This window comes from Rhodococcus sp. DT1, from assembly GCF_049844875.1.
Classification (GTDB): Bacteria; Actinomycetota; Actinomycetes; order Mycobacteriales; family Mycobacteriaceae; genus Rhodococcus.
In genome coordinates, this window is sequence record NZ_JBNCLW010000002.1 from 644,638 (window position 1) to 668,790 (window position 24,153).

20 protein-coding genes are annotated in these 24,153 nt (G+C 67.9%); 15 read left to right on the plus strand and 5 right to left on the minus strand.

What is annotated here, in order from left to right; translation table 11 throughout:
• Positions 1–98: 98 nt before the first annotated feature.
• On the plus strand, positions 99–4,070 hold the full coding sequence (locus tag ACLQ3J_RS07350) for a DNA-directed RNA polymerase subunit beta' (protein ID WP_169619506.1): 3,972 nt from the start codon (positions 99–101) through the stop codon (positions 4,068–4,070).
• A gap of 94 nt (positions 4,071–4,164) precedes the next feature.
• On the opposite strand, the gene ACLQ3J_RS07355 is transcribed toward ACLQ3J_RS07350, so the two are convergent.
• Together ACLQ3J_RS07355 and ACLQ3J_RS07360 are read right to left on the minus strand one after the other, a co-directional pair.
• Positions 4,165–4,656 carry a SixA phosphatase family protein gene (locus ACLQ3J_RS07355; protein ID WP_169619507.1) on the minus strand — a complete coding sequence of 164 codons (492 nt, stop codon included), beginning with the start codon at positions 4,654–4,656 and terminating at the stop codon, positions 4,165–4,167.
• Positions 4,657–4,675: 19 nt separating this feature from the next.
• Positions 4,676–5,464 (minus strand): acyl-[acyl-carrier-protein] thioesterase, encoded by a 789-nt coding sequence (locus ACLQ3J_RS07360; RefSeq protein ID WP_425902693.1) that lies wholly within the window; start codon positions 5,462–5,464, stop codon positions 4,676–4,678.
• 172 nt (positions 5,465–5,636) lie between these two features.
• Between ACLQ3J_RS07360 and ACLQ3J_RS07365 the strand changes: the two genes are divergently transcribed.
• From ACLQ3J_RS07365 to ACLQ3J_RS07385, 5 genes are all read left to right on the plus strand, one after another.
• On the plus strand, positions 5,637–7,316 hold the full coding sequence (locus ACLQ3J_RS07365; RefSeq protein ID WP_296549344.1) for a 4Fe-4S binding protein: 1,680 nt from the start codon (positions 5,637–5,639) through the stop codon (positions 7,314–7,316).
• 151 nt (positions 7,317–7,467) lie between these two features.
• The gene (locus ACLQ3J_RS07370; protein WP_296549327.1) at positions 7,468–8,994 is read left to right on the plus strand and encodes a DHA2 family efflux MFS transporter permease subunit; all 1,527 of its coding nucleotides are present in this window, start codon (positions 7,468–7,470) and stop codon (positions 8,992–8,994) included.
• A 130-nt stretch (positions 8,995–9,124) separates the two neighbouring features.
• Complete coding sequence (locus ACLQ3J_RS07375) at positions 9,125–9,580, plus strand: Rieske (2Fe-2S) protein (protein ID WP_169619510.1); 456 nt, start codon at positions 9,125–9,127, stop codon at positions 9,578–9,580.
• 40 nt (positions 9,581–9,620) lie between these two features.
• Positions 9,621–9,992: a YidH family protein gene (locus tag ACLQ3J_RS07380; RefSeq protein ID WP_169619511.1), complete on the plus strand. Its 372-nt coding sequence runs from the start codon at positions 9,621–9,623 to the stop codon at positions 9,990–9,992.
• A 7-nt stretch (positions 9,993–9,999) separates the two neighbouring features.
• Positions 10,000–10,323, plus strand: a complete 324-nt coding sequence (locus tag ACLQ3J_RS07385) for a DUF202 domain-containing protein (RefSeq protein WP_425902695.1) — start codon at positions 10,000–10,002, stop codon at positions 10,321–10,323.
• Positions 10,324–10,369: 46 nt separating this feature from the next.
• Here the strand turns inward: ACLQ3J_RS07385 and ACLQ3J_RS07390 are convergent, their stop codons facing one another.
• Positions 10,370–11,419, minus strand: coding sequence for a YeiH family protein (locus ACLQ3J_RS07390; protein WP_425902696.1), 1,050 nt, complete (start codon positions 11,417–11,419; stop codon positions 10,370–10,372).
• 101 nt (positions 11,420–11,520) lie between these two features.
• Between ACLQ3J_RS07390 and ACLQ3J_RS07395 the strand changes: the two genes are divergently transcribed.
• Positions 11,521–12,414, plus strand: coding sequence for a LysR family transcriptional regulator (locus ACLQ3J_RS07395; protein WP_425902698.1), 894 nt, complete (start codon positions 11,521–11,523; stop codon positions 12,412–12,414).
• Between the two features lie 7 nt (positions 12,415–12,421).
• Here the strand turns inward: ACLQ3J_RS07395 and ACLQ3J_RS07400 are convergent, their stop codons facing one another.
• Entirely contained in the window at positions 12,422–13,315 is an 894-nt protein-coding gene (locus tag ACLQ3J_RS07400; RefSeq protein ID WP_296549330.1) for an EamA family transporter, read from the minus strand.
• 119 nt (positions 13,316–13,434) lie between these two features.
• Between ACLQ3J_RS07400 and ACLQ3J_RS07405 the strand changes: the two genes are divergently transcribed.
• The 8 genes from ACLQ3J_RS07405 to ACLQ3J_RS07440 are packed head-to-tail and all read left to right on the plus strand — an operon-like array spanning position 13,435 to position 23,435.
• On the plus strand, positions 13,435–14,250 hold the full coding sequence (locus ACLQ3J_RS07405) for a TIGR03084 family metal-binding protein (protein ID WP_425902699.1): 816 nt from the start codon (positions 13,435–13,437) through the stop codon (positions 14,248–14,250).
• Positions 14,247–15,986, plus strand: a complete 1,740-nt coding sequence (locus ACLQ3J_RS07410) for an acyclic terpene utilization AtuA family protein (RefSeq protein WP_425902701.1) — start codon at positions 14,247–14,249, stop codon at positions 15,984–15,986. The genes ACLQ3J_RS07405 and ACLQ3J_RS07410 overlap by 4 nt, the downstream gene beginning before the upstream one ends.
• The gene (locus ACLQ3J_RS07415; RefSeq protein ID WP_378527996.1) at positions 15,983–17,131 is read left to right on the plus strand and encodes an acyl-CoA dehydrogenase family protein; all 1,149 of its coding nucleotides are present in this window, start codon (positions 15,983–15,985) and stop codon (positions 17,129–17,131) included. The genes ACLQ3J_RS07410 and ACLQ3J_RS07415 overlap by 4 nt, the downstream gene beginning before the upstream one ends.
• Positions 17,128–18,726, plus strand: coding sequence for an acyl-CoA carboxylase subunit beta (locus ACLQ3J_RS07420; RefSeq protein WP_169619518.1), 1,599 nt, complete (start codon positions 17,128–17,130; stop codon positions 18,724–18,726). Before ACLQ3J_RS07415 ends, ACLQ3J_RS07420 begins: the two co-directional genes overlap by 4 nt.
• A gap of 7 nt (positions 18,727–18,733) precedes the next feature.
• Positions 18,734–20,824 (plus strand): acetyl/propionyl/methylcrotonyl-CoA carboxylase subunit alpha, encoded by a 2,091-nt coding sequence (locus ACLQ3J_RS07425; RefSeq protein WP_425902702.1) that lies wholly within the window; start codon positions 18,734–18,736, stop codon positions 20,822–20,824.
• On the plus strand, positions 20,821–21,981 hold the full coding sequence (locus ACLQ3J_RS07430; RefSeq protein ID WP_169619520.1) for an acyl-CoA dehydrogenase family protein: 1,161 nt from the start codon (positions 20,821–20,823) through the stop codon (positions 21,979–21,981). The genes ACLQ3J_RS07425 and ACLQ3J_RS07430 overlap by 4 nt, the downstream gene beginning before the upstream one ends.
• 8 nt (positions 21,982–21,989) lie before the next feature.
• Complete coding sequence (locus tag ACLQ3J_RS07435) at positions 21,990–22,790, plus strand: enoyl-CoA hydratase family protein (RefSeq protein ID WP_425902704.1); 801 nt, start codon at positions 21,990–21,992, stop codon at positions 22,788–22,790.
• A 30-nt stretch (positions 22,791–22,820) separates the two neighbouring features.
• Positions 22,821–23,435 carry a TetR/AcrR family transcriptional regulator gene (locus tag ACLQ3J_RS07440; RefSeq protein ID WP_296549346.1) on the plus strand — a complete coding sequence of 205 codons (615 nt, stop codon included), beginning with the start codon at positions 22,821–22,823 and terminating at the stop codon, positions 23,433–23,435.
• Positions 23,436–23,439: 4 nt separating this feature from the next.
• Here the strand turns inward: ACLQ3J_RS07440 and ACLQ3J_RS07445 are convergent, their stop codons facing one another.
• A complete protein-coding gene (locus tag ACLQ3J_RS07445) occupies positions 23,440–23,994 on the minus strand; it encodes a TetR/AcrR family transcriptional regulator (protein WP_169619522.1) in 555 nt (184 codons plus the stop codon).
• Positions 23,995–24,153 lie beyond the last annotated feature (159 nt).

The window sequence follows — 24,153 nt, forward strand, 5'->3', positions numbered from 1 at the left end:
GGTACGCAACCGGACAACCGGACACGTACCGCATCGGGCCCCGGCAGCGATAGCGACAACTAGCAGCAACAAAGCCCGCACAGGGGAAAGGAAGTTACGTGCTCGACGTCAACTTCTTCGATGAACTCCGGATCGGCCTGGCCACCGCCGAGGACATCCGTAACTGGTCGTACGGCGAGGTCAAAAAGCCGGAGACCATCAACTACCGCACGCTCAAGCCCGAGAAGGACGGCCTCTTCTGCGAGAAGATCTTCGGCCCCACCCGGGACTGGGAGTGCTACTGCGGTAAGTACAAGCGCGTCCGCTTCAAGGGCATCATCTGTGAGCGCTGCGGCGTCGAGGTGACTCGCGCCAAGGTGCGTCGTGAGCGGATGGGCCACATCGAACTGGCCGCACCCGTCACCCACATCTGGTACTTCAAGGGTGTGCCGAGCCGTCTCGGTTACCTGCTCGACCTCGCTCCGAAGGATCTCGAAAAGATCATCTACTTCGCTGCGTACGTCATCACCGCGGTCGACGACGACCTGCGTCACAACGAACTCTCGACCCTCGAGGCCGAGATGGAGGTCGAGAAGAAGGCTGTCGCCGATCAGCGCGACGCCGACCTCGAGGCCCGTGCGCAGAAGCTCGAAGCAGACCTGGCCGAGCTCGAAGCCGAGGGTGCCAAGTCCGACGTCCGCCGCAAGGTGAAGGACGGCGGCGAGCGCGAGATGCGTCAGCTGCGCGATCGCTCGCAGCGCGAACTCGATCGCCTGGACGAGATCTGGAGCACCTTCACGAAGCTGAAGCCGAAGGATCTCATCGTCGACGAGATGCTCTACCGCGAGCTGCAGGATCGCTACGGGGAGTACTTCACCGGTGCCATGGGCGCCGAGGCGATCCAGAAGCTCATCGAGAACTTCGACATCAACGCCGAGGCAGAGTCGCTGCGCGAGACCATCCGCAGCGGCAAGGGCCAGAAGAAGCTGCGTGCGCTCAAGCGGCTCAAGGTCGTCGCGGCGTTCCAGCAGTCCGGCAACTCGCCCATGGGCATGGTGCTCGACGCTGTTCCGGTGATCCCGCCGGAGCTCCGCCCGATGGTTCAGCTCGACGGTGGCCGTTTCGCGACGTCCGACCTCAACGATCTGTACCGCCGCGTGATCAACCGCAACAACCGCCTCAAGCGACTGATCGACCTCGGTGCTCCCGAGATCATCGTCAACAACGAGAAGCGGATGCTGCAGGAGTCCGTGGACGCGCTGTTCGACAACGGTCGTCGTGGCCGGCCTGTCACGGGCCCGGGCAACCGTCCGCTCAAGTCGCTGTCCGATCTGCTCAAGGGCAAGCAGGGTCGTTTCCGTCAGAACCTGCTCGGTAAGCGCGTCGACTACTCGGGCCGTTCGGTCATCGTCGTCGGTCCTCAGCTCAAGCTGCACCAGTGTGGTCTGCCGAAGCTGATGGCGCTCGAGCTGTTCAAGCCGTTCGTCATGAAGCGTCTCGTCGACCTCAACCACGCGCAGAACATCAAGTCCGCCAAGCGCATGGTCGAGCGTCAGCGCGCTCAGGTGTGGGATGTCCTCGAAGAGGTCATCAGCGAGCATCCGGTTCTGCTGAACCGTGCTCCCACGCTGCACCGTCTGGGCATCCAGGCGTTCGAGCCGCAGCTCGTCGAGGGCAAGGCCATTCAGCTCCACCCGCTGGTGTGTGAGGCCTTCAACGCCGACTTCGACGGTGACCAGATGGCCGTGCACCTCCCGCTCTCCGCGGAGGCGCAGGCCGAGGCCCGCATCCTGATGCTGTCCTCGAACAACATCCTGTCGCCGGCGTCGGGTCGTCCGCTCGCCATGCCGCGTCTGGACATGGTGACCGGTCTGTACCACCTGACCCGTCTGCGTGAAGACGCTCCCGGTGCGTACCAGCCGGCCGCCGAAGATCAGCCGGAGCAGGGCGTGTACTCGTCCCCGGCCGAGGCTCAGATGGCTGTCGACCGTGGCGTGCTCTCGGTTCAGGCTCCGATCAAGGTGCGGCTCACGCATCAGCGTCCGCCGCGTGAACTCGAGTCCGAGCTGTTCCCCGAGGGCTGGAAGTACGGGCAGGCATGGACGGCGGACACGACCCTCGGTCGTGTGCTGTTCAACGAACTCCTGCCGGTCAACTACGGCTTCGTCAACGACATCATGCCGAAGAAGCGTCAGGCCGCGATCATCAACGATCTCGCCGAGCGCTACCCGATGATCGTCGTCGCACAGACCGTCGACAAGCTCAAGGACGCGGGCTTCTACTGGGCCACTCGTTCGGGTGTCACCATCTCGATGGCGGACGTGCTCGTTCCGCCGGAGAAGAAGGACATCCTCGAGCGTTACGAGGGTCAGGCCGACGCGATCCAGCGGCAGTACGACCGAGGAAAGCTCTCCGAGGACGAGCGTCGCGATTCGCTCGTCAAGCTGTGGCAGGAAGCGACCGAAGAGGTCGGTCAGGCCATGGAGGCGCACTACCCGGACGACAACCCGATCCCCACGATCGTCAAGTCCGGTGCTGCGGGCAACATGACCCAGATCCGCTCGCTGGCGGGTATGAAGGGCCTGGTGACGAACCCGAAGGGCGAGTTCATTCCTCGCCCGATCAAGTCCTCCTTCCGTGAGGGCCTGACCGTCGCCGAGTACTTCATCAACACGCACGGTGCGCGTAAGGGTCTGGCCGATACCGCTCTGCGTACCGCCGACTCGGGTTACCTGACCCGTCGTCTGGTGGACGTGTCGCAGGACGTCATCGTCCGCGAGGTCGACTGTGGCACGCCGCGTGGCATCGAGATGGTCATCGCCGAGCCCGAGCGCGACGCCGAGGGCAACGAGACCGGCAAGCTGGTCCGCGATGCCCACATCGAGACGAGCACGTACGCCCGTACGCTCGCCACCGATGCGGTCGACAAGGACGGCAACGTCGTCGTCGAGCGTGGTTCCGATCTCGGCGACCCCGCCATCGAGGCACTGCTCGAGGCCGGTATCCGCAAGGTGAAGGTCCGCTCGGTCCTGACCTGCGACACCGGCACCGGCGTGTGTGCCACGTGCTACGGCCGTTCGATGGCCACCGGCAAGCTCGTCGACATCGGCGAGGCCGTCGGTATCGTCGCCGCACAGTCGATCGGTGAGCCCGGTACGCAGCTGACCATGCGTACGTTCCACCAGGGTGGCGTCGGTGAGGACATCACCGGCGGTCTGCCCCGCGTCCAGGAACTGTTCGAGGCCCGTGTCCCCAAGGGCAAGGCTCCGATCGCCGACGTGTCCGGCCGTGTCCGCCTCGAGGACGACGATCGTTTCTACAAGATCACGATCATCCCCGACGACGGTGGCGAGGAGGTCGTGTACGACAAGCTGTCCAAGCGTCAGCGTCTGCACGTCATCCGTAAGGCCAACGGCACCGAGGGTGTCCTCGCGGACGGCGACCACGTGGAAGTCGGCCAGCAGCTGCTCGAAGGTGCTGCCGATCCGCACGAGGTGCTGCGCGTGATGGGTCCCCGTCAGGTCCAGGTCCACCTGGTCCACGAGGTCCAGGAGGTGTACCGGAGCCAGGGTGTGTCGATCCACGACAAGCACATCGAGGTCATCGTGCGCCAGATGCTGCGTCGCGTGACGATCATCGACTCGGGTGCGACGGAGTTCCTGCCCGGTTCGCTCGTCGAGCGCAGCGAGTTCGAGGCTGCGAACCGTCGTGTGGTCCAGGAAGGCGGCGAGCCGGCTGCCGGACGTCCGGTCCTCATGGGCATCACGAAGGCCTCGCTGGCCACCGATTCGTGGCTGTCGGCAGCGTCGTTCCAGGAGACCACTCGTGTGCTCACCGACGCGGCGATCAACTGCCGCTCGGACAAGCTCATCGGTCTCAAGGAGAACGTGATCATCGGCAAGCTGATCCCGGCCGGTACAGGCATCAACAAGTACCGGAACATCCAGGTGCAGCCCACCGAGGAAGCACGTGCTGCCGCCTACGCCATCCCGGCGTACGACGACCAGTACTACTCGCCGGACGGCTTCGGCCAGAACACCGGCGCTGCGGTTCCGCTGGACGATTACGGTTACTCCAACGACTACCGCTAGCAGTCGACTGTCCTAGGACAGTGATGCTGCAGTAGAACGACAGAGGTCCCGCCCCTTTCTCTTCGGGGGCGGGACCTCTTCGCTGTCCGGACGTTTATCGCGGGATGTGGAAATCGGTGAGTTCGGCCCGGCCGGGTTCGAGTTCGTCCCAGCGCCCCCGGACCGCCAGGACGGCGACCGACGACGTGGGGAACTTCTCCGTGACCTGCTGCGCCTCGTCGGTGCTGTGGTCGGTGACGAGATTCAGGACCGTCGTGGACAATGTCGGCTCGTGGCCCACGACAAGGAGGGTCCGGACATCCTTCGGCACCGAGTGGATCTCCTCGAGCAGCGTGGCGGGATCTGCGAGGTAGAGGCTGTCGCGGTAGTCGACGGGTGCTTCGATACCCGCTTCGGTGAGGGTCTTGCGGGTTCGGACCGCGGTCGAGCACAGCACCTTGTCGATCGGAGGCACTGTGGCCCTGATCCACCGCCCGGCGAGCCCCGCCTCGCGGCGACCGCGCGGGGACAGCGGACGGTCGTGATCGTCCACGTCGTCCGGGTACGCGGACTTGCCGTGGCGCAGCAAGATCAGAGTGCGGGTCATGGGCTCCACCGTAGAGCGTTCAGAGGCGAACGACCCGGGCGACCGCGCGGGCGCGATCGTCCACTGTGAACCACAGCGTCAGGCCGTGTGGGTCGTCGCCGGCGCGGAGGACCAGGGTCTCGTCGGTTCCGATGGGTCGCAGATGTTCGATCACCGCTCGATACGGTGAGCTCTGCAGATCGGGACGGGACGCGAGCAGTTCTTCCACCCCGTGCCAGTACACGGCGTTGTTGACGTGTCCGAACGGGTCGAAATCGGTGACGCGGAGCGGGAATTCGCGACTGTCGGTGATCTCGCCCTCCGGTGAGGCAGGCAGCCACGCGCGCCACCGGAGCCGGGTGTCGAGCGCATATCGCGACATGTGCTCGAAGAGCCCGTCACTGATGCGGGTCGGGGCACCCGTCGTGGGACCGATGTCGATCCAGAATCCTGCCGTGTCGATGAGGGGTCCGCCCTCGTCGTCGTGCGGGTCGTCCAGACGGACTCGTACGTTGGCCCACCGGGTGGAGAGGGCATCGCACCAGCGGCGCAGCCGGAGATGCTGCGGGAACCGCGCCGGCCGGTGGACGTCGATCACGGTGCGCCGGACGATCCACAGGGGATCGGTGTGCGCGGCGTCGACGGCCTCGAGGTTGTCGATGCCGATGTCCTGGAGGTACCGGGCGACGCCGTCGAGTCGGAGACGCTGCGAGGTGTCGACATCGCCGGTACGCACGGAGCGTTCGGTGCGGAAGGGCGTCGCCTCGGCTGGGAGTGCCGCGAGAGGTCGCGCCCAGGGCGGGTCGTCGGTGGATGTCGCTATGGCCACTGCGTGTGTCCCCCTGTGTCGGATGCCCGATCGGCCGATTCTCGCAGCTACCCGGCTCGTGCGCAGCGCGTCTTGCGAACCGGGTGTGGCGGGGACTACAGTCGTATTAACTGTTACGCACTGTTACATGAACTCGGCGGTCGTGCCGCCCCGCCCTTCCGAGGACCCCGCCATGGCCTATGTGATCACTCAGACGTGCTGCAACGACGCGAGTTGTGTCGCGGTGTGCCCCGTGAACTGCATCCACCCCTCGCCCGACGAGCCGGGGTTCGCGACCGCGGAGATGCTCCACATCGACCCGCAGGTCTGCATCGACTGCGGTGCGTGCGCCGACGCCTGCCCCGTCGAGGCGATCCTCCCGGAGGACAAACTCGACCCCTCACAGGCGCGTTTCGCCGAGATCAATGCCGAGTACTACGTAGATCACCGGACGCCCGACGGCTGGCTTCCCCTCACTCCCACCCATGCCCCGCCCCGCGGACAGGGGACCCTCCGGGTCGCCGTCGTCGGCGCCGGTCCCGCGGCGTGTTACGCCACGCAGGCACTGCTCGAGCGCTCCGACGTCGAAGTGGAGATGTTCGACCGTCTTCCCACGCCTTTCGGACTGGTGCGTGCCGGTGTCGCGCCGGATCACCCGGGAACGAAGAGCGTGACCGACTCCTTCGAATGGTCGTTCCGGCGTGACGCATTCGCGCTCCACCTGAACACGGAGATCGGCCGCGACCTGACGCATGCCGAACTCCTCGACCACCATCACGCCGTCGTCTACGCGGTGGGCGCTTCCGCCGACCGGCGGCTCGGTATCCCGGGCGAGGACCTTCCGGGAAGTCACGCCGCCACCGAGTTCGTCGCCTGGTACAACGGGCACCCCGACTACGCCGACCGCACGTTCGACCTCTCCGGTGACCGCGCCGTGATCGTCGGGAACGGAAACGTCGCGCTCGATGTCGCCCGCATCCTCACGATGGACGTCGACGAACTCGCCCGCACCGATATCGCAGACCACGCGCTGACGGCGTTGCGGAACAGCAACATCCGTGAGGTCGTGCTGCTGGGCCGGCGTGGGCCCGCCCAGGCGGCGTACAGCAACCCGGAGTTCGTCGCCCTCGGTGATCTCCGCGGCGTCGACGTCGTCATCGACGACGCAGACCTCGACCTCGATCCGGTCAGTGCCCGTGCGGTCGAAGAGGATCCGGCGACGGCCCTGAAGGTTCGCCTCGCGCGCGAATACGCGCAGCGACCGCTCCGCCCCGGCCACCGGCGCATCGTGTTCCGCTTCTTCGCCGCGCCGCACGAACTGCTCGGCGACGAGCGTGTCACGGGTGTGCGGGTCGCCCGCACCGAACTCACCGGCACCGACGGTGCGGTTGCTGTTCGCCCGACGGACGACTTCGACGACGTGGCCGCACCTCTGGTGCTCCGGTCGATCGGATACCGGGGTGTCGCGGTACCGGGCATCCCGTTCGACGAGGTGCGCGGCGTCGTGCCCCATTCGGAGGGACGCGTCGACAACGGCGTGTACGTGACCGGGTGGATCAAGCGGGGTCCGAGCGGAGTCATCGGCACCAACAAGGCCTGTGCACGCGAGACCGTGAACGCGTTGCTCGCCGACTTCGACGCGGGCGTCCTGCGGGAGCCGCGGGGTGACCGGCGCGCGCTGCACAAGTTGCTCGCGCGGCGGCGGCCGGAGCGCGTCGACCTCGAGGGGTGGCGCGCGATCGACGCCGCCGAACGCAAGGCGGGCATCGCCCAGGGCCGTCCGCGGGTGAAGATCACCGATCGCGAGGCGCTCGCGGAACTCGGGCGCCGGCGCCGCCGACTGCTGCCGCTGATCGGAGCCGTGCGCCGGTAAATCGGTTGGGCCGGGCGGACGTGGTCGTTAAGATCATCCGGCGTTTCGCAGTCGCCATCGATGCCGACTTCCGATCTGGTGACCGGATCTTCGCGCGACGCTCGTTTCCTACCGCGCGGGTACTCGCCTGCGCCGACCCTGGAGTAACCGCATGACTGCGCCGCCCGACAAATCCCCAGCTCAACCCAGTGACAAGCTCGATGCCGCGGTACTGAAGATCGCCTCGGTCGTCGTGCTCGGCGCCATCATGTCGATTCTCGACGTCACGGTGGTGTCGGTGGCACTGCCGACATTCATGTCGGACTTCCAGGCGTCCTACGCGACCGTCGCGTGGACCATGACGGCCTACACCCTCGCGCTCGCCAGCGTGATCCCGCTCACCGGCTGGGCTGCGGACCGTTTCGGCACCAAGCGGCTGTATCTGACGGCACTCGTCTTGTTCGTCGCCGGTTCCGTGCTGTGCAGTGTCGCGTGGGATGTCACGTCGCTGATCGCGTTCCGCGTCGTCCAGGGCTTCGGCGGCGGCATGCTGATGCCGCTCGGCATGACGATCATGACCCGTGCGGCCGGCCCGCACCGCGTGGGTCGCGTCATGGCGGTGCTCGGTATCCCGATGCTGCTCGGCCCCATCGGCGGTCCGATCCTCGGTGGCTGGCTCATCGACGTCGCGACCTGGCATTGGATCTTCTTGATCAACCTGCCGATCGGGATCGTCGCGCTGATCGTCGCTGTCGTCGTGCTGCCCAAGGACGCACCGAAGGCGTCGGAGGCGTTCGACTTCAAGGGGATGCTGCTGCTTTCGCCCGGGCTCGCGTTGTTCCTGTTCGGCGTCTCGTCGCTCCCGGAGACCGGCACCGTCGCGTCCGCCCGGGTTCTGGTCAGCGGCCTCGCCGGTCTCGCGCTCATCGCGGCGTTCGTCGTGCACGCGTTGCGCACCGACCATCCGCTGATCGACCTGACCCTGTTCCGCAACCGTCAGCTCACCTTCGCCGTCCTGACGATGTCGGTGTTCGCGATCGGGTTCTTCGGTGCCGGTCTGCTGTTCCCGAGCTACTTCCTCCAGGTGCGAGGCGAGAGCACGCTGGCGGCCGGACTCCTGCTCGCGCCACAGGGAATCGGTGCGATGCTCACGATGCCGATCGCCGGACAACTGGTCGACCGTATCGGGCCGGGAAAGATCGTGCTGACCGGCCTGGCTCTCATCGCCGCCGGGATGAGCGTGTTCACCCAGGTCGGCGTGGATACCGGCTACCCGCTGCTCCTCGGTGCCCTGTTCGTGATGGGTATGGGTATGGGCTGCACGATGATGCCCACCATGACCGCCGCGCTGCAGACTCTCACCGACAACAGCATCGCGCGGGGTTCGACGTTGATGAACATCGTCCAGCAGGCCGCCGGATCCATCGGCACCGCGGCGATGTCGGTGATCCTCACCAGCCGCGTGATCGCACCGCAGGGTGCGCCCGAGGGGTCGTCCGGTCAGCCGGATGCCGAGATGCTCGCCCAGCTGCCGCCCGAGATGCAGCAGTCGGTGCTGAGTTCACTCGCCGAGGCGTTCGCGTTCACCTTCCTCATCGCGACGATCATCATGATCTTCGCGCTGATCCCGGCAGCCTTCCTTCCCCGGAAACGTGCCGAGAAGACAGAGGGCGCAGCGGCCCCGGTCGTGATGCACTAGCCGGGCAGCCGGACGCCGTGGCGTAAGGAACAATCCCGTGCGCGGGGGCCGTGACGCAGCTCGCGGCCCCCGTTCGCGTTCCCCGATAGGCTCGGTCGGAGCAGAAACCGCGACCCGAACGGACACGTGCATGAGCTTCGATTCTTCCGACCGGACCTCCGTACCCCGGCGCGCATTGCTCGGCGGAGCCGGAGCGGCAGCGGCCGTCGCTGCGCTCGCAGCGTGCGGCGCGTCGACCGATACGGCGGGGGATCCTCCACAGGCACAGCCCCCGACGACGACGGCGCCGCCCGGGCCCGACGCACAGGTGGTCGCGGCCGTGGCGGATGTACCGGTCGGAGGCGGAGTGCTCATCGAAGGCAAGCGCCTCGTTCTCACGCAGCCCACCGAAGGCGACTTCTGCGCATTCCTCGCCCTGTGCACGCATCAGGGCTGCAACATCACCTCCGTCGAAGGCGACACCATCGTGTGCGCATGCCACGGCAGCAAGTTCGCACTCGACGGCTCGGTTGTGCAGGGCCCCGCCAAGCGTCCCCTCAAGTCGCAACCCGTCGAGGCACGCGGCACCGATCTCGTCGTCGGCTGACCCGGCCCGCCGGACCGGCCGGCGGGATAGTGTCCCACTCGTGGATCCGTCCGGAGAGCAGCGTTGGCGCCCGAAGGCACTGCGGGTCGGTACCGACCCCGACCCGCGATTCACCCTCGCCAACGAGCGCACCTTCCTCGCGTGGATCCGGACGGCGCTGGGCCTGATCGCCGCCGCGGTGGGGCTCGAGGCTTTTGCCGGTGACGTCATCGGCTCCGCCCTTCGCACCGCGTTCTCGTGTGCGCTGCTGGTCTGTTCCGCAATTCTCGTGGTCGTGGCGGTGGCCCGCTGGCTGAGCGTCGAGCGCGCCATGCGCACGCAACGTCCGCTCCCGCTGCCGTGGGCGTCCTTCCTGCTCGCGGGTTTGCTCGCGACGGCGGGCGTCGGGCTCGCCGTCGCGATCGCGGTGTGACCTGCGGATGAGGCACGACGATCCCGGACTCCAGCCCGAACGTACGAGCCTGGCCTGGATGCGCACCGGGGCCGCCCTCGGTGCCGTCGTACTGCTCTTCATGCGGTTCGTTCCGGGGCCGGGTCCGGTCGTCGCAGCCGTGGGACTGCTGTGCCTCGTGCCTTCCGTGGTCGTGTTGCTCTCCGCCCGGATCGGTCACCGTGCCCGCGTGCGCGGATTCGTCGCGGGGGACGTGGGACGTTTCTGGTGGCGCAACATCGCCGTCGCAGCGGCCGTCGTGGTGCTCGCGACAGCGACGGCCGTGCTCATCGCTGTCGACGGACTCGCGTGAGGCGCGCGGATTCGAGCCCGTGGTGCGGACGTAGAAGTTTCCGCGCTCACGCGATCACCAGGACGCCGGCCAGTGCGATCGCTGCAACCCACACCGTCGCTGCGGCGGCCAGCACCAGCGGGCGCCATCCCAGTCCGCGAATGATGTCGCGCCGCACGCCCGTTCCCAGTGCGAACATCGCGATGGTGAGCAGCGCGACCTGAACCCAGTGAGCCACATCGAGTGCCTGCGGCCCGATCAGGCCGGTCGCGCGTACGGCGACGAGCACCAGAAATGCGACGAGAAACGCGGGTACGAGCGGAGGAGTGCGCCCGTCGCGCCGTGCATTCCCGCTGTGCCGCGCCACGGCGCCGACGACAGCGACCACCGGGGCCAGCAACGCGACGCGCGCGAGTTTGACGGTGACCGCGACGGCGAGCGCACCGCCGGCGGCGGCCGCGCCGGCCGCCGTGGCGTCGAGGGCGGTTCCCGCCGCCACCACTTGGGCAACCTCGTGCACCGCTGCGCCCGCCCACATGCCCGCTTCGGTCGAGTCGAGTCCCAGGGCACCGGACATTGCGGGAAGGAGGGGGATCATGGCGGTACCGAACACCACGACGAGTGCGACGGTCGTGACGAGTTCGCGTTTCCGCGCGTCGATCACACCGTCGACCGCAGCGGCTGCGGCGGCGCCGCAGATCGAGAAGCCGCACGCGATGAGCATTCGCTCCGTCCATCCGACGCCGAGCCACTTTCCGAACAGCAGCGCGCCGCCGATGCCTGCCGCGACCACCGCGGCCGCGACTCCCATTGCGCCCCAGCCGAGTCCGGCGACATCCGATATCGACAGTTGCAGTCCGAGTAGCGCGACACCGATTCGGAGGAGGTGCTTCGACGCCAGCGTCAATCCCGGTTCGAGCACTGCCAGGTGTGGCCCAATGTTGGCGACGACGACTCCGAGCACGATCGCGATCAGCAGTGGGCTGGCGCCGGGGAACAGTCCGGCTGCGGCGAGCGCGACTGCTGCGCCCGCTGCTCCCACGAGCAGGCCGGGAACGGCGGGACGCACGCGCCGGAGCAGCGGCTCGGGGCGGAGCGGAGAGAGGACGGCGACCATGTCTCCAGCGTGTCGCGCCCGGCCCCGCGCGACTAGCCGTGGATTCGGTATGTGCTCATATCGAATAGATATGCCCAGCGCGATAGGCATATCGTAACGGCATGACGGACTGGCCCGATCTGGCGGCGCTCGACCTGCTCGTCGGCATCGACGACCACGGCGGTCTGGGCGCAGCAGCGCGGAAGGCAGGGATCGCCCAGCCCAACGCGACCCGCATGCTGAGACGGCTCGAGAAGCAACTCGGCGCGGTGCTCGTCCGCCGGGGCCGCACGGGATCGGTGCTCACTCCGGAAGGCACCGTCGTCGCGCACTGGGCCCGTGAGGTCCTTGCCGACACCGCTCGCATGCTCGACGCCGCGGCGTCGCTGCGTGTCGACCATCCTCCCGAACTCGTGGTCGCGGCATCCATGACGGTGGCCGAACACCTCATCCCACGGTGGCTCGGAGAGTTCCGGGCGATCCGCAGCGACGTGCAGATCCAGTTGCACGTACACAACTCGGTGCAGGTGTGCGACGCCGCTGCCGCCGGGGAGTGCGACGTGGGCTTCGTCGAGGGTCCGTCGGTGCCGCGCGGGCTCTACAGCGTGCCGGTGGCGCGGGACCGGCTCGTGGTGGTCGTGCCGCCGGACCACCCGTGGGCGCGCAGACGCCGACCGCTGACCGTGGCGGAACTGGCGTCCACTCCGCTGGTCGTCCGCGAGGTGGGGTCGGGTACCCGCCGAACCCTCGACCTCGCGCTGGAGGAGTACGCCCGTCCCGCGCCGCTGCTCGAACTCGGGAGCAGTGCAACGGTCCGGACGAGCGTGCTCGGCGGGGCAGGTCCTGCGGTTCTCAGTACGCTCGCGGTGGCCGAGGACCTCGAATCCGGCAAGTTGCGCGCAGTGGACGTGGAGGGACTCGACCTTTCCCGGGTTCTGCGGGCGGTATGGCGCCCGCCGCGCGCGCTCGCCGGACCGGCCGGTGAACTCGTCCGGATGATCACCAGGCCGCGTTGACGCGGAACTAGGTGACGGGCGCCCGCGGGCGGGAGTTGCGCAGAGCCCCGATCCCGGCTGCGACGACGAGTGCGATACCGATGGCGGAAAGAGCGTCGACGAACTGGCCGAGCACGAGCACGCCGGCAAGGGCCGCCGCCGCGGGTTCGAGAGCGATCAGGATGGCGAAGACGTTCTTGGACAGGTCACGAAGGGCGCGGATCTCGAGGCTGTACGGGATCACCGACGACAGCAGCGCCACGGCGAAGCCCGCTGCGAGAAACGTGGGTGAGAGCATCTCTGTCCCGGCGGAGACGACGCCGAACGGCAGCACGGCCACGGCGGCGATCGCGGTGGCGCCGGCCAGCCCGGCGGTGCCGGAGAGCGCCGAGCCCGCAAGCCTGGTCGCGACATGTGATCCCGCCACGATGTATCCCGCCCACCCTGCCGCCGCGACGAGCGCCAGTGCGACGCCCAGCGGGTCGAGGCCCGCGGTGAGGCCGTCGCCGTGGCCCGCGCCGAGGCACACGATTCCGCCCAGCGCGAGGAGGACCCACACGCCGTCCCGGGCCCGCCGCGACAGCACGGCCGCCACGGTGAGGGGACCGAGGAACTCGATCGTGACGGTGGTGGCGAGGGGGAGTCGTGTGAGGGCGGCGTAGAAGAACGAGTTCATCAGCGCGAGACTCGCGCCGAGTGCGAGGACTGCCTGCCACTCGATACGCGACCACCGGTGGACCGGTGGGCGCGCGATCGCACACAACACCAGGGCGGCGAAGAGCAGTCGCACGGTCACCGTGCCCGCCGCACCCGCCTGATCGAACAGGGTCGTCGCAAAAGCGGCTCCGAACTGCATCGACAGCACGGCCCCCAGCACCGCCACGACGGGCAGCGCAGTGCCCCCGTGATCCTTGTCGGCCATCCGTCCTCCGCTGTCGTCGTTGTCGATGCGCTCAGTCTCGCCGACCGTACTGCCAGCCGCGCGACAGAAAACAATCACGCCTGCTTGATTCCTGCGCGCGTACGTGTGACCCTTGTCGCATGGTGGAGTTGCACAATCGCGCTGCGGATCTGCAGACCTTGCTCGACGACCTTCGGGCCGAGGGAGACGCCCTCGACGATCTCGTCGCGGACCTGCCCGCAGACCGGTGGGCCGTCGCGACGCCCGCGAAGGGCTGGACGATCGCGCATCAGATCGGCCATCTGCTGTGGACCGATCGTGCTGCGCTCACGGCCATCCGTGATCCCGAGGCGTTTCGCGCCGGGGTCCTCGAAGCGTTCACCGACCCGCTCGGCTTCGTCGACGCCGGAGCCGCGGAACTGGCGCAGTTGCCGGCCGCGGACCTGCTCGCGGACTGGCGCGCGGCACGACACGAGCTCGCGCTCGCCCTCGCCGAGGTTCCGCAGGGTACGAAGATCATCTGGTACGGACCGCCCATGTCCGCAGCGTCCATGGCGACGGCGCGACTGATGGAGACCTGGGCACACGGCGGCGACGTCGCCGACGCTCTCGGAGTAGTGCGGGCACCCACGGCCCGGCTGCGCCACATCGCGCACCTCGGCGTGCGTACCCGCGACTTCGCGTACATCATTCGTGACGCCACGCCACCGGCCGAACCGTTCCGCGTCGCGCTCACAGCACCTGACGGCAGCGAATGGACCTGGGGTCCCGAGGATGCGCAGCAGTCCGTCACCGGACCCGCCCTCGACTTCTGCTCGCTGGCCACACAGCGAGTCCACCGCGACGACACCGCGCTCGTCGCGACCGGTTCCGACGCCGACGAGTGGCTCGGCTTCGCGCAGGCGTTCGCCGGCCCGCCCGGGCCGGGTCGCGCTCCCGGCGAGGCGGTTCCGTGATCTCCGCGCCGGTGCGCGACGGTCACCGCGCCGTGCGTATCGGCAACTGCTCGGGTTTCTACGGTGACCGTGTCTCCGCGATGCGCGAGATGCTCGACGGCGGCGAACTCGACTACCTCACCGGCGACTATCTCGCCGAGCTCACCATGCTCATCCTCGGCCGAGACCGGATGAAGAATCCGGATCTCGGCTACGCGAAGACCTTCGTACGACAGCTCGAGGAATGCATGGGCCTTGCGCTCGACCACGGCGTCCGCATCGTCGCGAACGCCGGCGGTCTCAATCCGGCCGGACTCGCGACCCGGTTGCGTGACATCGCCGAACGGCTCGGCCTGGACGTCACGGTGGCTCACGTCGAGGGCGACGATCTGCTCCCACGGATCGACGAACTGGGCCTCGGCGGCACGCCCGCGCCGTTGACCGCCAACGCATATCTCGGCGCGTGGGGCATCGTGGAGTGCCTTCGTTCGGGCGCCGACATCGTCGTCACCGGACGGGTGACCGACGCGTCCGTCACCGTCGGCCCCGCCGCAGCCCACTTCGGCTGGGGACCGGGCGATTTCGACGCGCTCGCGGGTGCGGTTGCCGCGGGCCACGTCCTCGAATGCGGCACCCAGGCGACCGGCGGCAACTACGCATTCTTCACCGAACTCGGCAACCTCGACCGGCCCGGTTTCCCGATCGCCGAGATCGAAGCCGACGGTTCGTCGACCATCACGAAGCATCCGGGAACCGGTGGCGCGGTCACCGTGGGCACCGTGACGGCGCAACTGCTCTACGAGGTCGGCGGCGCCCGGTACGCCGGTCCCGACGTGACCACCCGCCTCGACACCGCGGTTCTCGAAGACGGCGGGCCCGACCGGGTGCGTATCTCCGGCGTACGCGGAGAGGCGCCGCCGCCCACGCTCAAGGTCTGTCTCAACGCGCTCGCGGGGTTCCGCAACACCGTGGAGTTCGTGCTCACCGGACTCGACATCGAGGCGAAGGCCGCGCTCGTGCGCCGCCAGATCGAGGCGAACCTTCCGGCACGCCCGGCCGAACTCGAATGGACCCTCGCCCGCACCGACCACCCCGACGCAACCACCGAGGAAACCGCGAGCGCGGTGCTCCGGTGCGTCGTCCGCGATCCGGACCCCGACGTTGTCGGCCGCGGATTCACGTCCACAGCAGTAGAATTCGGTCTTGCGAGTTACCCCGGATTCCATGTCACCGCACCGCCGGGAACGGGCAGCGCCTTCGGCGTCTACACGGCAGGTCTGGTCGCCGCCGAGCAGGTGCCACACATCGCGGTACTGCCGGACGGCAGCGGCGTCGACATCTCCCCGAGCGCCACCACCCGGACGCTCGAACCCGTTCCCGAACCGCCACTGCCCGAGCCCCTTCCGCCCGGCCCGACGCGCCGCGCCGCGCTCGGCACCGTTCTGGGCGCGCGCAGCGGAGACAAGGGCGGTGACGCCAACATCGGGGTCTGGGCACGGAGCGACGACGCCTATCGCTGGCTCGTCCACACCCTCACGGTCGACGCGCTCACCTCCCTGCTTCCCGAGACGGCAGCGCACGATGTCACCCGGCACGTGCTGCCGAATCTCCGGGCGGTGAACTTCGTGGTCGAGGGAATCCTCGGGCGCGGCGTCGCCTCCCAGGCCCGATTCGATCCCCAGGCCAAAGGACTCGCCGAATGGCTGCGCTCCCGACACCTGGACATCCCACTCACTCTCCTGGAGGACTCGGCGTGAGCATCTGGACAACCGACGAGCGCACGTCGCTGCGCGCCACCGTGGCCGGTTTCGTGCGCCGCGAGATCCTGCCGAATCTCGACGACTGGGAACGCGACGGCGAACTCCCGCGCGACCTTCACAAGAAGACGGCCGACGTCGGGCTGCTCGGTATCGGTTTCCCGGAATCCGTCGGCGGGTCCGGTGGTGACGGTGCCGACGTGGTGACCGTGTGCGAAGCGTTCCACGAGGCCGGTGCGTCCGGTGGCGCGTTCTCCTCCTTGTTCACGTGCGGAATCGCACTGCCGCACCTGATCGCTGCCGGAGACCCGGAGCAGATCGACCGGTGGGTGCGTCCCACCCTCGCGGGCGAGATGATCGGTTCGCTCGCGATCACCGAACCGGGAGGCGGGTCCGACGTCGGGCACCTCACCACCACCGCAGTGCGCGACGGCGACGATTTCGTAGTCAACGGCGCGAAGACCTACATCACGTCCGGGTGCCGCGCAGACTTCGTCGTCACCGCCGTCCGCACAGGAGGTCCCGGTGCCGGCGGCGTGTCGCTCCTGGTGATCGAGAAGGACACCCCCGGGTTCACCGTCTCCCGCAAACTCGACAAGATGGGCTGGCGCGCCTCCGACACCGCCGAGTTGTCCTTCGTCGACGCCCGGGTTCCGGTGGCCAACCTCGTCGGCGCCGAGAACTCCGGGTTCATGCAGATCGCACAGGCTTTCGTGTCCGAGCGCATCGGCTTGGCAGTGCAGGCGTACGCGAGCGCGCAGCGCTGCCTCGACCTGACCGTCGCGTGGTGCCGTGACCGGGAGACCTTCGGCCGTGCGCTCATCACGCGTCAAGCCGTGCAGCGCACCCTTGCCGAGATGGCCCGCCGGATCGACGTCGCGCGGGTGTACTCGCGGCACGTCGTCGAACGGTCCGTGGCGGGCGACACCGATCTCATCGCCGAGGTGTGTTTCGCCAAGAACACCGCGGTCGAGGCGGGGGAGTGGGTCGCACACCAGGCCGTGCAACTGTTCGGCGGCCTCGGATACATGGCCGAATCGGAGGTCGAGCGCCAGTACCGCGACATGCGCATTCTGGGCATCGGGGGAGGCACCACCGAAATCCTCACCGAACTCGCCGCGAAGCGTCTGGGGTACGGCGCGTGAGCATCCTGAAGTCGACTCTCGACGTGGCGTCGTCGCAGTACGGCGCGGCAGCGGAGGCGATGCGCACCAAGCTCGCCGAACTCGACGCCGAGCACACAAAAGCACTCGGCGGGGGCGGGGAGAAGTACGTGCGCCGCCACCACGAGCGCGGCAAACTGCTGCCGCGTGAGCGCATCGAACTGCTGATCGACCCCGACTCGCCCTTCCTCGAGCTCTCACCGCTCGCTGCCTGGGGCACCGAGTTCCCCGTCGGCGCCAGTACGGTGACCGGCATCGGTGTCGTCCACGGCGTGCAGTGCGTTATCGTGGCGAACGACCCCACCGTCCGCGGCGGTACGAGCAACCCCTGGACGCTGCGGAAAACTCTGCGCGCCAACGATATCGCGCTCCAGAATCGGCTTCCCATGATCAACCTCGTCGAGTCGGGGGGTGCGGACCTGCCGACGCAGAAGGAGGTTTTCATTCCCGGCGGGCGGTTGTTCCGCGACCTCACGCGCCTGTCCGCGGCGGGCATCCCCACGATCGCGCTGGTATTCGGCAACTCCACCGCCGGGGGTGCGTACGTGCCGGGCATGTCCGACCACGTCGTGATGATCAAGGAACGATCCAAGGTCTTCCTCGCCGGACCCCCACTGGTGAAGATGGCCACCGGCGAGGAATCCGACGACGAGACGCTCGGTGGCGCCGAGATGCATGCCCGCGTCAGCGGCCTGGCCGACTACCTGGCGGTCGACGAGGAAGACGCCATCCGACTGGGCCGCGACATCGTCCGGCGGCTCGAGTGGGCGCGGCTCGGACCGGACCCGAAACCTGATGTGAGAGATCCCCGCTACGGGCCGGAGGACCTGATCGGCATCGTTCCCGGCGATCTGCGGATCCCGTTCGATCCCCGTGAGGTGATCGCACGCGTGGTCGACGATTCCGACTTCGACGAGTTCAAGCCGCTCTACGGATCGTCACTCGTGACGGGGTGGGCACAGATACACGGGTATCCCGTGGGCATACTCGCCAACGCGCGGGGCGTGCTGTTCAACGAGGAATCCCAGAAGGCCGCGCAGTTCATCCAGCTCGCAAATCGATCGAACACGCCGTTGTTGTTCCTGCACAACACGACCGGATACATGGTGGGGCGCGAGTACGAGGAACGCGGCATGATCAAGCACGGCTCGATGATGATCAACGCCGTATCGAATTCTCGTGTCCCCCACATCTCTGTTCTCCTCGGTGCCTCGTACGGTGCCGGGCACTACGGGATGTGCGGCCGCGCATTCGATCCGCGTTTCCTGTTCGCCTGGCCCAGTGCGAAATCCGCGGTGATGGGCGGTGCCCAGCTCGCGGGGGTCATCTCGATTGTCGGGCGCGCTGCGGCGCAGGCGCGCGGCCAAGGGGTCGACGAGGCCGCGGACGAGGCGATGCGTGCCGCCGTGGAGAACCAGATCGAGGCCGAGTCCCTGCCGATGTTCCTGTCCGGCAGGCTCTACGACGACGGTGTCATCGACCCGCGTGACACTCGCGACGTGGTCGGATTCTGCCTGTCCGCAGCCGCATCGGGACCGATCGAGGGCGCCGGTGACTTCGGCGTCTTCCGGATGTGAGGACACCGTGACCGACAACCCCGGCGCCACCGTGACGACCGTATTGGTCGCCAACCGCGGAGAGATCGCCCGAAGAGTGTTCGCGACGTGCCGTCGTGCCGGACTCGGCACGGTGGCGGTCTATTCCGACGCGGACGCACACAGCCCCCACGTCCGCGAAGCCGACGTCGCGGTCCGGTTGCCCGGCGCGAGCCCGTCCGACACCTATCTGCGCGGTGACGCGATCGTCGCCGCCGCGCTCGCCGCAGGTGCGGATGCTGTGCATCCCGGGTACGGATTCCTCTCCGAGAACGCCGAGTTCGCGAGGCAGGTGATCGAGGCGGGTCTCATCTGGGTCGGTCCGTCGCCCGACTCGATCGCCCGGATGGGTTTTAAGATCGAGGCGAAGAAGATCATGGCCGCGGCCGGCGTGCCGGTCCTTCCCGAACTCGAGCCCGGCGCGGTCACCACCGACGACCTGCCGGTGCTCGTGAAAGCCTCGTCGGGAGGCGGCGGACGGGGCATGCGTGTCGTGCGTACGCTCGACGAACTGCCCGCCCAACTCGCCGCGGCGAGTCGCGAGGCGGGTGCGGCCTTCGGTGATCCCACAGTGTTCTGCGAACGGTATCTGGAACACGGCCGCCACATCGAAGTGCAAATTCTCGCCGACCGGCACGGCACCGTATGGACGCTCGGCGAACGCGAATGCTCGGTACAGCGACGCCATCAGAAGGTCGTCGAAGAGGCACCGTCGCCACTGGTCGAGGCGACCGAGGGCATGCGCGACGCAGTGTTCGACGCAGCCCGGCGCGCGGCCACGGCGATCGGGTACGAAGGTGCCGGAACCGTCGAATTCCTTGCGTCCGGTCCCGCACAGGGATCCGATAGGGGGGAGTTCTACTTCCTCGAGATGAACACCCGCCTGCAAGTCGAACATCCGGTCACCGAATGCACGACCGGTGTGGATCTGGTGGGGCTGCAGATCGATGTCGCATCCGGTGGGGAACTCGCAGCCGAACCGCCTCTGCCCTCGGGTCATTCGATCGAGGTCCGTCTCTACGCGGAGGACCCCGCCCACGACTGGCAACCCCAGTCCGGCGTGTTGCACCGGTTCGCCGTGCCGGCCGCGACCGAGGAGTTCGCACCGCTGCGATTGCCGGGGATCCGGGTCGATGCGGGCGTGGTCGACGGCTCGGACATCGGAGTGCACTACGACCCGATGCTCGCGAAAGTGATCTCCTGGGCTCCGACGCGGGCTGCCGCGGCACGCATGCTCGCGCGCGCCGTGGCCGATGCGCGGCTGCACGGACCGAGGACCAACCGTGATCTCCTGGTGCGCGTGCTCAGGCACCCCGCATTCCTCGCCGGAGACACCGACACCGCGTTCTTCGATACCCATGATCTGGCGGTGCTCGCTGCGCCGCTGGCCGATGCCGAATCCGAACGGATCGGCGCCCTCGTCGCCGCCCTCGCCGACGCAGCGGCCAATCGCGAATCTGCTACCGTCGCAAGGACGTTGCCCGGGGGATGGCGTAATCTCGCGTCGTCGTTCCAGGTGAAGACGTACGCGGGCGACCGGGACGAGCACGAGATCCGCTACCGGTTCGGTCGCGACGGACTCATGACCGATGCCGTCGACGACGTCCGGGTTCTCGCATACGACCCGCACCGCGTGGTCCTCGACATCGACGGACTCCGTCGCGAGTTCGAGGTCGCGCGGTACGGCGACGTCGTGCACGTCGACTCGTCGCTGGGCCCGGTCTGCCTGCGCGCGATTCCGCGATTCACCGACGCTGCGGCCGTGGTGCCGACCGGATCGTTGCTGGCACCGATGCCCGGCTCGGTGATACGGCTCGGCGCTGCCGTGGGCGACACCGTCACCGCCGGACAGCCGGTGCTGTGGCTCGAAGCCATGAAGATGGAACACACCGTCACTGCCCCCGTCGCGGGAACCCTCACCGTCCTGGAGGTCGACATCGGCACCCAGGTGGCGATGGGATCGGTCCTCGCCGTCGTCACGACCGGCGACGCACCCGCGCGACCCGCCACAGACCCGTCCGAAATATCCACAATTCCAGCCCCGTCCGAACACCCTCGTACCCCCGGAGAGATCTCATGAGCGTCATCGAAACCGAAGAACAGAAGGAACTGCGCGCCTCCGTCGCCGCACTCGCCGAGCGTTACAACTACGTCGACTACGTGCTGCCCAAGTCGCGCCGGCACGAGCCGCTCACCGAACTGTGGAACGAAGCGGCCAAGCTCGGGTTCCTCGGCGTCAACCTTCCCGAGGAATACGGCGGCGGCGGTGCCGGGATCTACGAGTTGGCGCTCGTGCAGGAAGAACTGTCGGCGAAGGGCGCCGGTCTGTTGCTGGTCGTGGTTTCGCCCGCCATCTGCGGCACGATCATCTCCAAGTACGGCACCGACGACCAGAAGCAGGAGTGGCTACCGGGTCTCGCCGACGGCTCGAGGATCATGGCATTCGGTATCACCGAAGCCGACGCCGGATCGAACTCGCACAAGATCACCACCGTCGCGGCGCGCGACGGGGACGACTGGATTCTCTCGGGCAGCAAGGTCTACATCTCGGGCGTCGACCAGGCCGACGCGGTGCTGGTGGTCGCCCGCACCGAGGACGCCAAGACCGGCAAACTGCGGCCCGCACTGTTCATCGTGCCGACCGATACCCCGGGGTTCGTCAAGACCCCGATGGAGATGGACATCATCGAGCCGGACTACCAGTTCAGCCTGTTCTTCGACCAGGTGCGGCTGCCGTCGACGGCACTGGTCGGCGAGCCGGAAGCGGCACTGATGCAGTTGTTCGCGGGCCTGAACCCCGAACGCATCATGGGTGCGGCGATGGCTGTGGGAATGGGCCGCTTCGCGATCGACTCGGCGGTGCGGTACGCGAAGGAACGCACCGTCTGGAAGGCTCCGATCGGTGCGCACCAGGGCATCGCGCATCCGCTGGCGCAGCGCAAGATCGAGATCGAACTCGCCAAACTGATGATGCAGAAGGCCGCCGTGCTCTACGACAACGGTGACGATTTCGGTGCTGCCGAAGCCGCGAACATGGCCAAGTACGCCGCGGCGGAAGCGGCGATCGGCTCGCTCGACCAGGCGATCCAGACGCACGGTGGTGCCGGCCTGACCCGCGAGTACGGACTGTCCGCCATGCTCGGGGCGGCACGCATCGCGCGGATCGCGCCGGTGAGCCGGGAGATGATCCTCAACTTCGTGTCCCAGCATTCGCTCGGGCTGCCGCGGTCGTACTAGGAGGCGAGATGCCGGACCCCGATATCGCCGGGCACGCGTCGGCCCCGGTCGTGCGGTACTCGGTGGCGGAGGGCGCAGCGACGCTCACGCTCGATTCGCCGCACAACCGCAACGCGATCTCGTCCGCGATGGTGCACCAGCTACGCGCCGGCCTCGATGCGGCCGCGAGTCACACCGCCGTGCGGGCGGTGGTTCTCACCCATACGGGTGGAACCTTCTGTGCCGGCGCCGATCTCGGCGAGTCCTCGGGGAGTCCGGACGAGGCGGCCGCGCAGCGGACCCACGACATGGTGGGTCTGCTGCGCGGCATCCTCGAACTGCCCAAGCCGGTGGTCGGTGTGATCGACGGCCATGTCCGTGCCGGCGGAATGGGTCTTGTTGCAGCATGCGACATCGTCGTCGCGGGGTCCCGCGCGACGTTCGCACTCACCGAGGCCCGGCTCGGCCTGGCGGCGTCGATCGTCTCGCTCACCGTTCTGCCGAAAATGACGCCGCGCGCCGCGGGCCGTTACTTCCTCACCGGAGAACGCTTCGGGCCGGAGGACGCGGCGGCACACGGACTCGTCACGCTCGTGTCCGAGGATCCGGCGACGCGGGCAGCAGACGTGATCGCGGATCTGCGGGGGTGCTCCCCGCAGGGCCTCGCGGAGTCGAAGCACTTGCTCACCATGCGGATGCTCGACGATTTCGATCGATACGCCGAGGGACTGGCCGCGCAGTCCGCGCGGTTGTTCGGATCGGCCGAAGCGGTGGAGGGCGTCACCGCCTTTCTGCAGAAACGGCCCCCGTCGTGGTCCCCGGGACGGTGAGGGATGCCGGCCCCTACGCTGGTCGGCATGATGAGTGCGCCGAGCGAGCCCCGTCGACGCGCGGAGCAGCAACGCGGCCGTGCCACCCGCGTCACCATCCTGGATGCCGCTGTGTCCGTGCTGGTCGAGCACGGATACTCGAACGCCACCACCGTCCGTATCCAGGCCGCGGCGGGTGTCTCGCGCGGTCGGCTCCTGCACCATTTCCCCAGTCGCGATTCGCTTCTGGTCGCGTCGGTGCATCACCTTGCGGCGCAGCGCGTCCAGGATCTCGGGCACGACCAGGAGTGGCCCGACGACCCGGTCGCGCGGGTCGCGCTGGCGGTGGACCTGATGTGGCTGCACTTCCGGCAGCCGTATTTCTGGGCCTCGATGGAACTGTGGCTCGCGGCCCGCTCCCACGAAGAACTCCGCCGCGAATTGATACCGCTCGAACGGACTCTCGGCGGGATGATCAAGGCGCAGACCGATCGGTTCTTCGGCAGCGACTTCGTCGGGCTCCCGCGCTACCGCGTGGTGCGCGATCTCGTCTACAGCAGCATGCGGGGGATCGCCCTCGGTTATGCGATCGATCCCCGCGATCCGGACGCGGACCCGAATCTCGTGGTGTGGCGTGAACAGTTCGAGGATCTTCTGCGGCGGTGATCCGTCACCGGGTGTCGACGACATCCTCGAGTACCTGCGACAACACCCGGTTCAGCGACCATCGCAGGACGGAGACGTCCTGAGCGGGAAGAGTTTGCTGATAACCGATCAGGGCGAACATCGCGAGATGCGCGAATCTGTGCGCGTCGTCCCCCGGGCCGAGGATCGCGGCGGTGGACTCGGCCACCACGTCGAATCGCTGCCGGTCCACGAGGGCCTGGATGTCGCGCACGGCGTGATCGCTGTAGGCCCAGCCCCGGATCGCCGATTCGGCGGGATGCGGAAGCTTGCACGCGAAGTCGATGAGCATCTCGAGCCGGCGCCGGGGAGAACCTTCGAGCCGTGCGGTCTCGGCCAGTTGCAGGGTCTGCCTGTCGAGCCAGTTCTGAAGGAACTCTTTCTCGAAATCGGCCCAGCTCGCGAAGTAGTTGTAGAACGACCCGGTGGTGACCTCGAGGTGTGCGCACAGGCGTGCCTGCTTGAGTCCCGCGTGGGCGTGCGTCGCAAGAATGTCGAGGGCGGCGGTGAAATAGTCTTCGCGCCTGACAATCGTCGCCACGTGGGTTCCCCTTTCGTCCGGTGCGTCGTCCCGCTGTTCGGGCAGGCTACGTTCGTACGGTCTCGACGTGATCTCATTCCGTCGGGTCGTGGGACATCGAGGCGGCGTTCCGGGCGCCGAATGCTCTCCGGCCGGCATCCCTGCGGGGCGAGGATCGAG

What these genes read in the sequence shown, in the direction of transcription:
- ACLQ3J_RS07385 (WP_425902695.1), top strand. Translation starts at nt 10,000, where the DNA reads ATGAGGCACGACGATCCCGGACTCCAGCCCGAACGTACGAGCCTGGCC.
- ACLQ3J_RS07395 (WP_425902698.1), top strand. Translation starts at nt 11,521, where the DNA reads ATGACGGACTGGCCCGATCTGGCGGCGCTCGACCTGCTCGTCGGCATC.
- ACLQ3J_RS07440 (WP_296549346.1), top strand. Translation starts at nt 22,821, where the DNA reads ATGAGTGCGCCGAGCGAGCCCCGTCGACGCGCGGAGCAGCAACGCGGC.
- ACLQ3J_RS07390 (WP_425902696.1), bottom strand. Translation starts at nt 11,419, where the DNA reads ATGGTCGCCGTCCTCTCTCCGCTCCGCCCCGAGCCGCTGCTCCGGCGC.
- ACLQ3J_RS07355 (WP_169619507.1), bottom strand. Translation starts at nt 4,656, where the DNA reads ATGACCCGCACTCTGATCTTGCTGCGCCACGGCAAGTCCGCGTACCCG.
- ACLQ3J_RS07405 (WP_425902699.1), top strand. Translation starts at nt 13,435, where the DNA reads ATGGTGGAGTTGCACAATCGCGCTGCGGATCTGCAGACCTTGCTCGAC.
- ACLQ3J_RS07375 (WP_169619510.1), top strand. Translation starts at nt 9,125, where the DNA reads ATGAGCTTCGATTCTTCCGACCGGACCTCCGTACCCCGGCGCGCATTG.
- ACLQ3J_RS07435 (WP_425902704.1), top strand. Translation starts at nt 21,990, where the DNA reads ATGCCGGACCCCGATATCGCCGGGCACGCGTCGGCCCCGGTCGTGCGG.
- ACLQ3J_RS07430 (WP_169619520.1), top strand. Translation starts at nt 20,821, where the DNA reads ATGAGCGTCATCGAAACCGAAGAACAGAAGGAACTGCGCGCCTCCGTC.
- ACLQ3J_RS07365 (WP_296549344.1), top strand. Translation starts at nt 5,637, where the DNA reads ATGGCCTATGTGATCACTCAGACGTGCTGCAACGACGCGAGTTGTGTC.
- ACLQ3J_RS07400 (WP_296549330.1), bottom strand. Translation starts at nt 13,315, where the DNA reads ATGGCCGACAAGGATCACGGGGGCACTGCGCTGCCCGTCGTGGCGGTG.
- ACLQ3J_RS07370 (WP_296549327.1), top strand. Translation starts at nt 7,468, where the DNA reads ATGACTGCGCCGCCCGACAAATCCCCAGCTCAACCCAGTGACAAGCTC.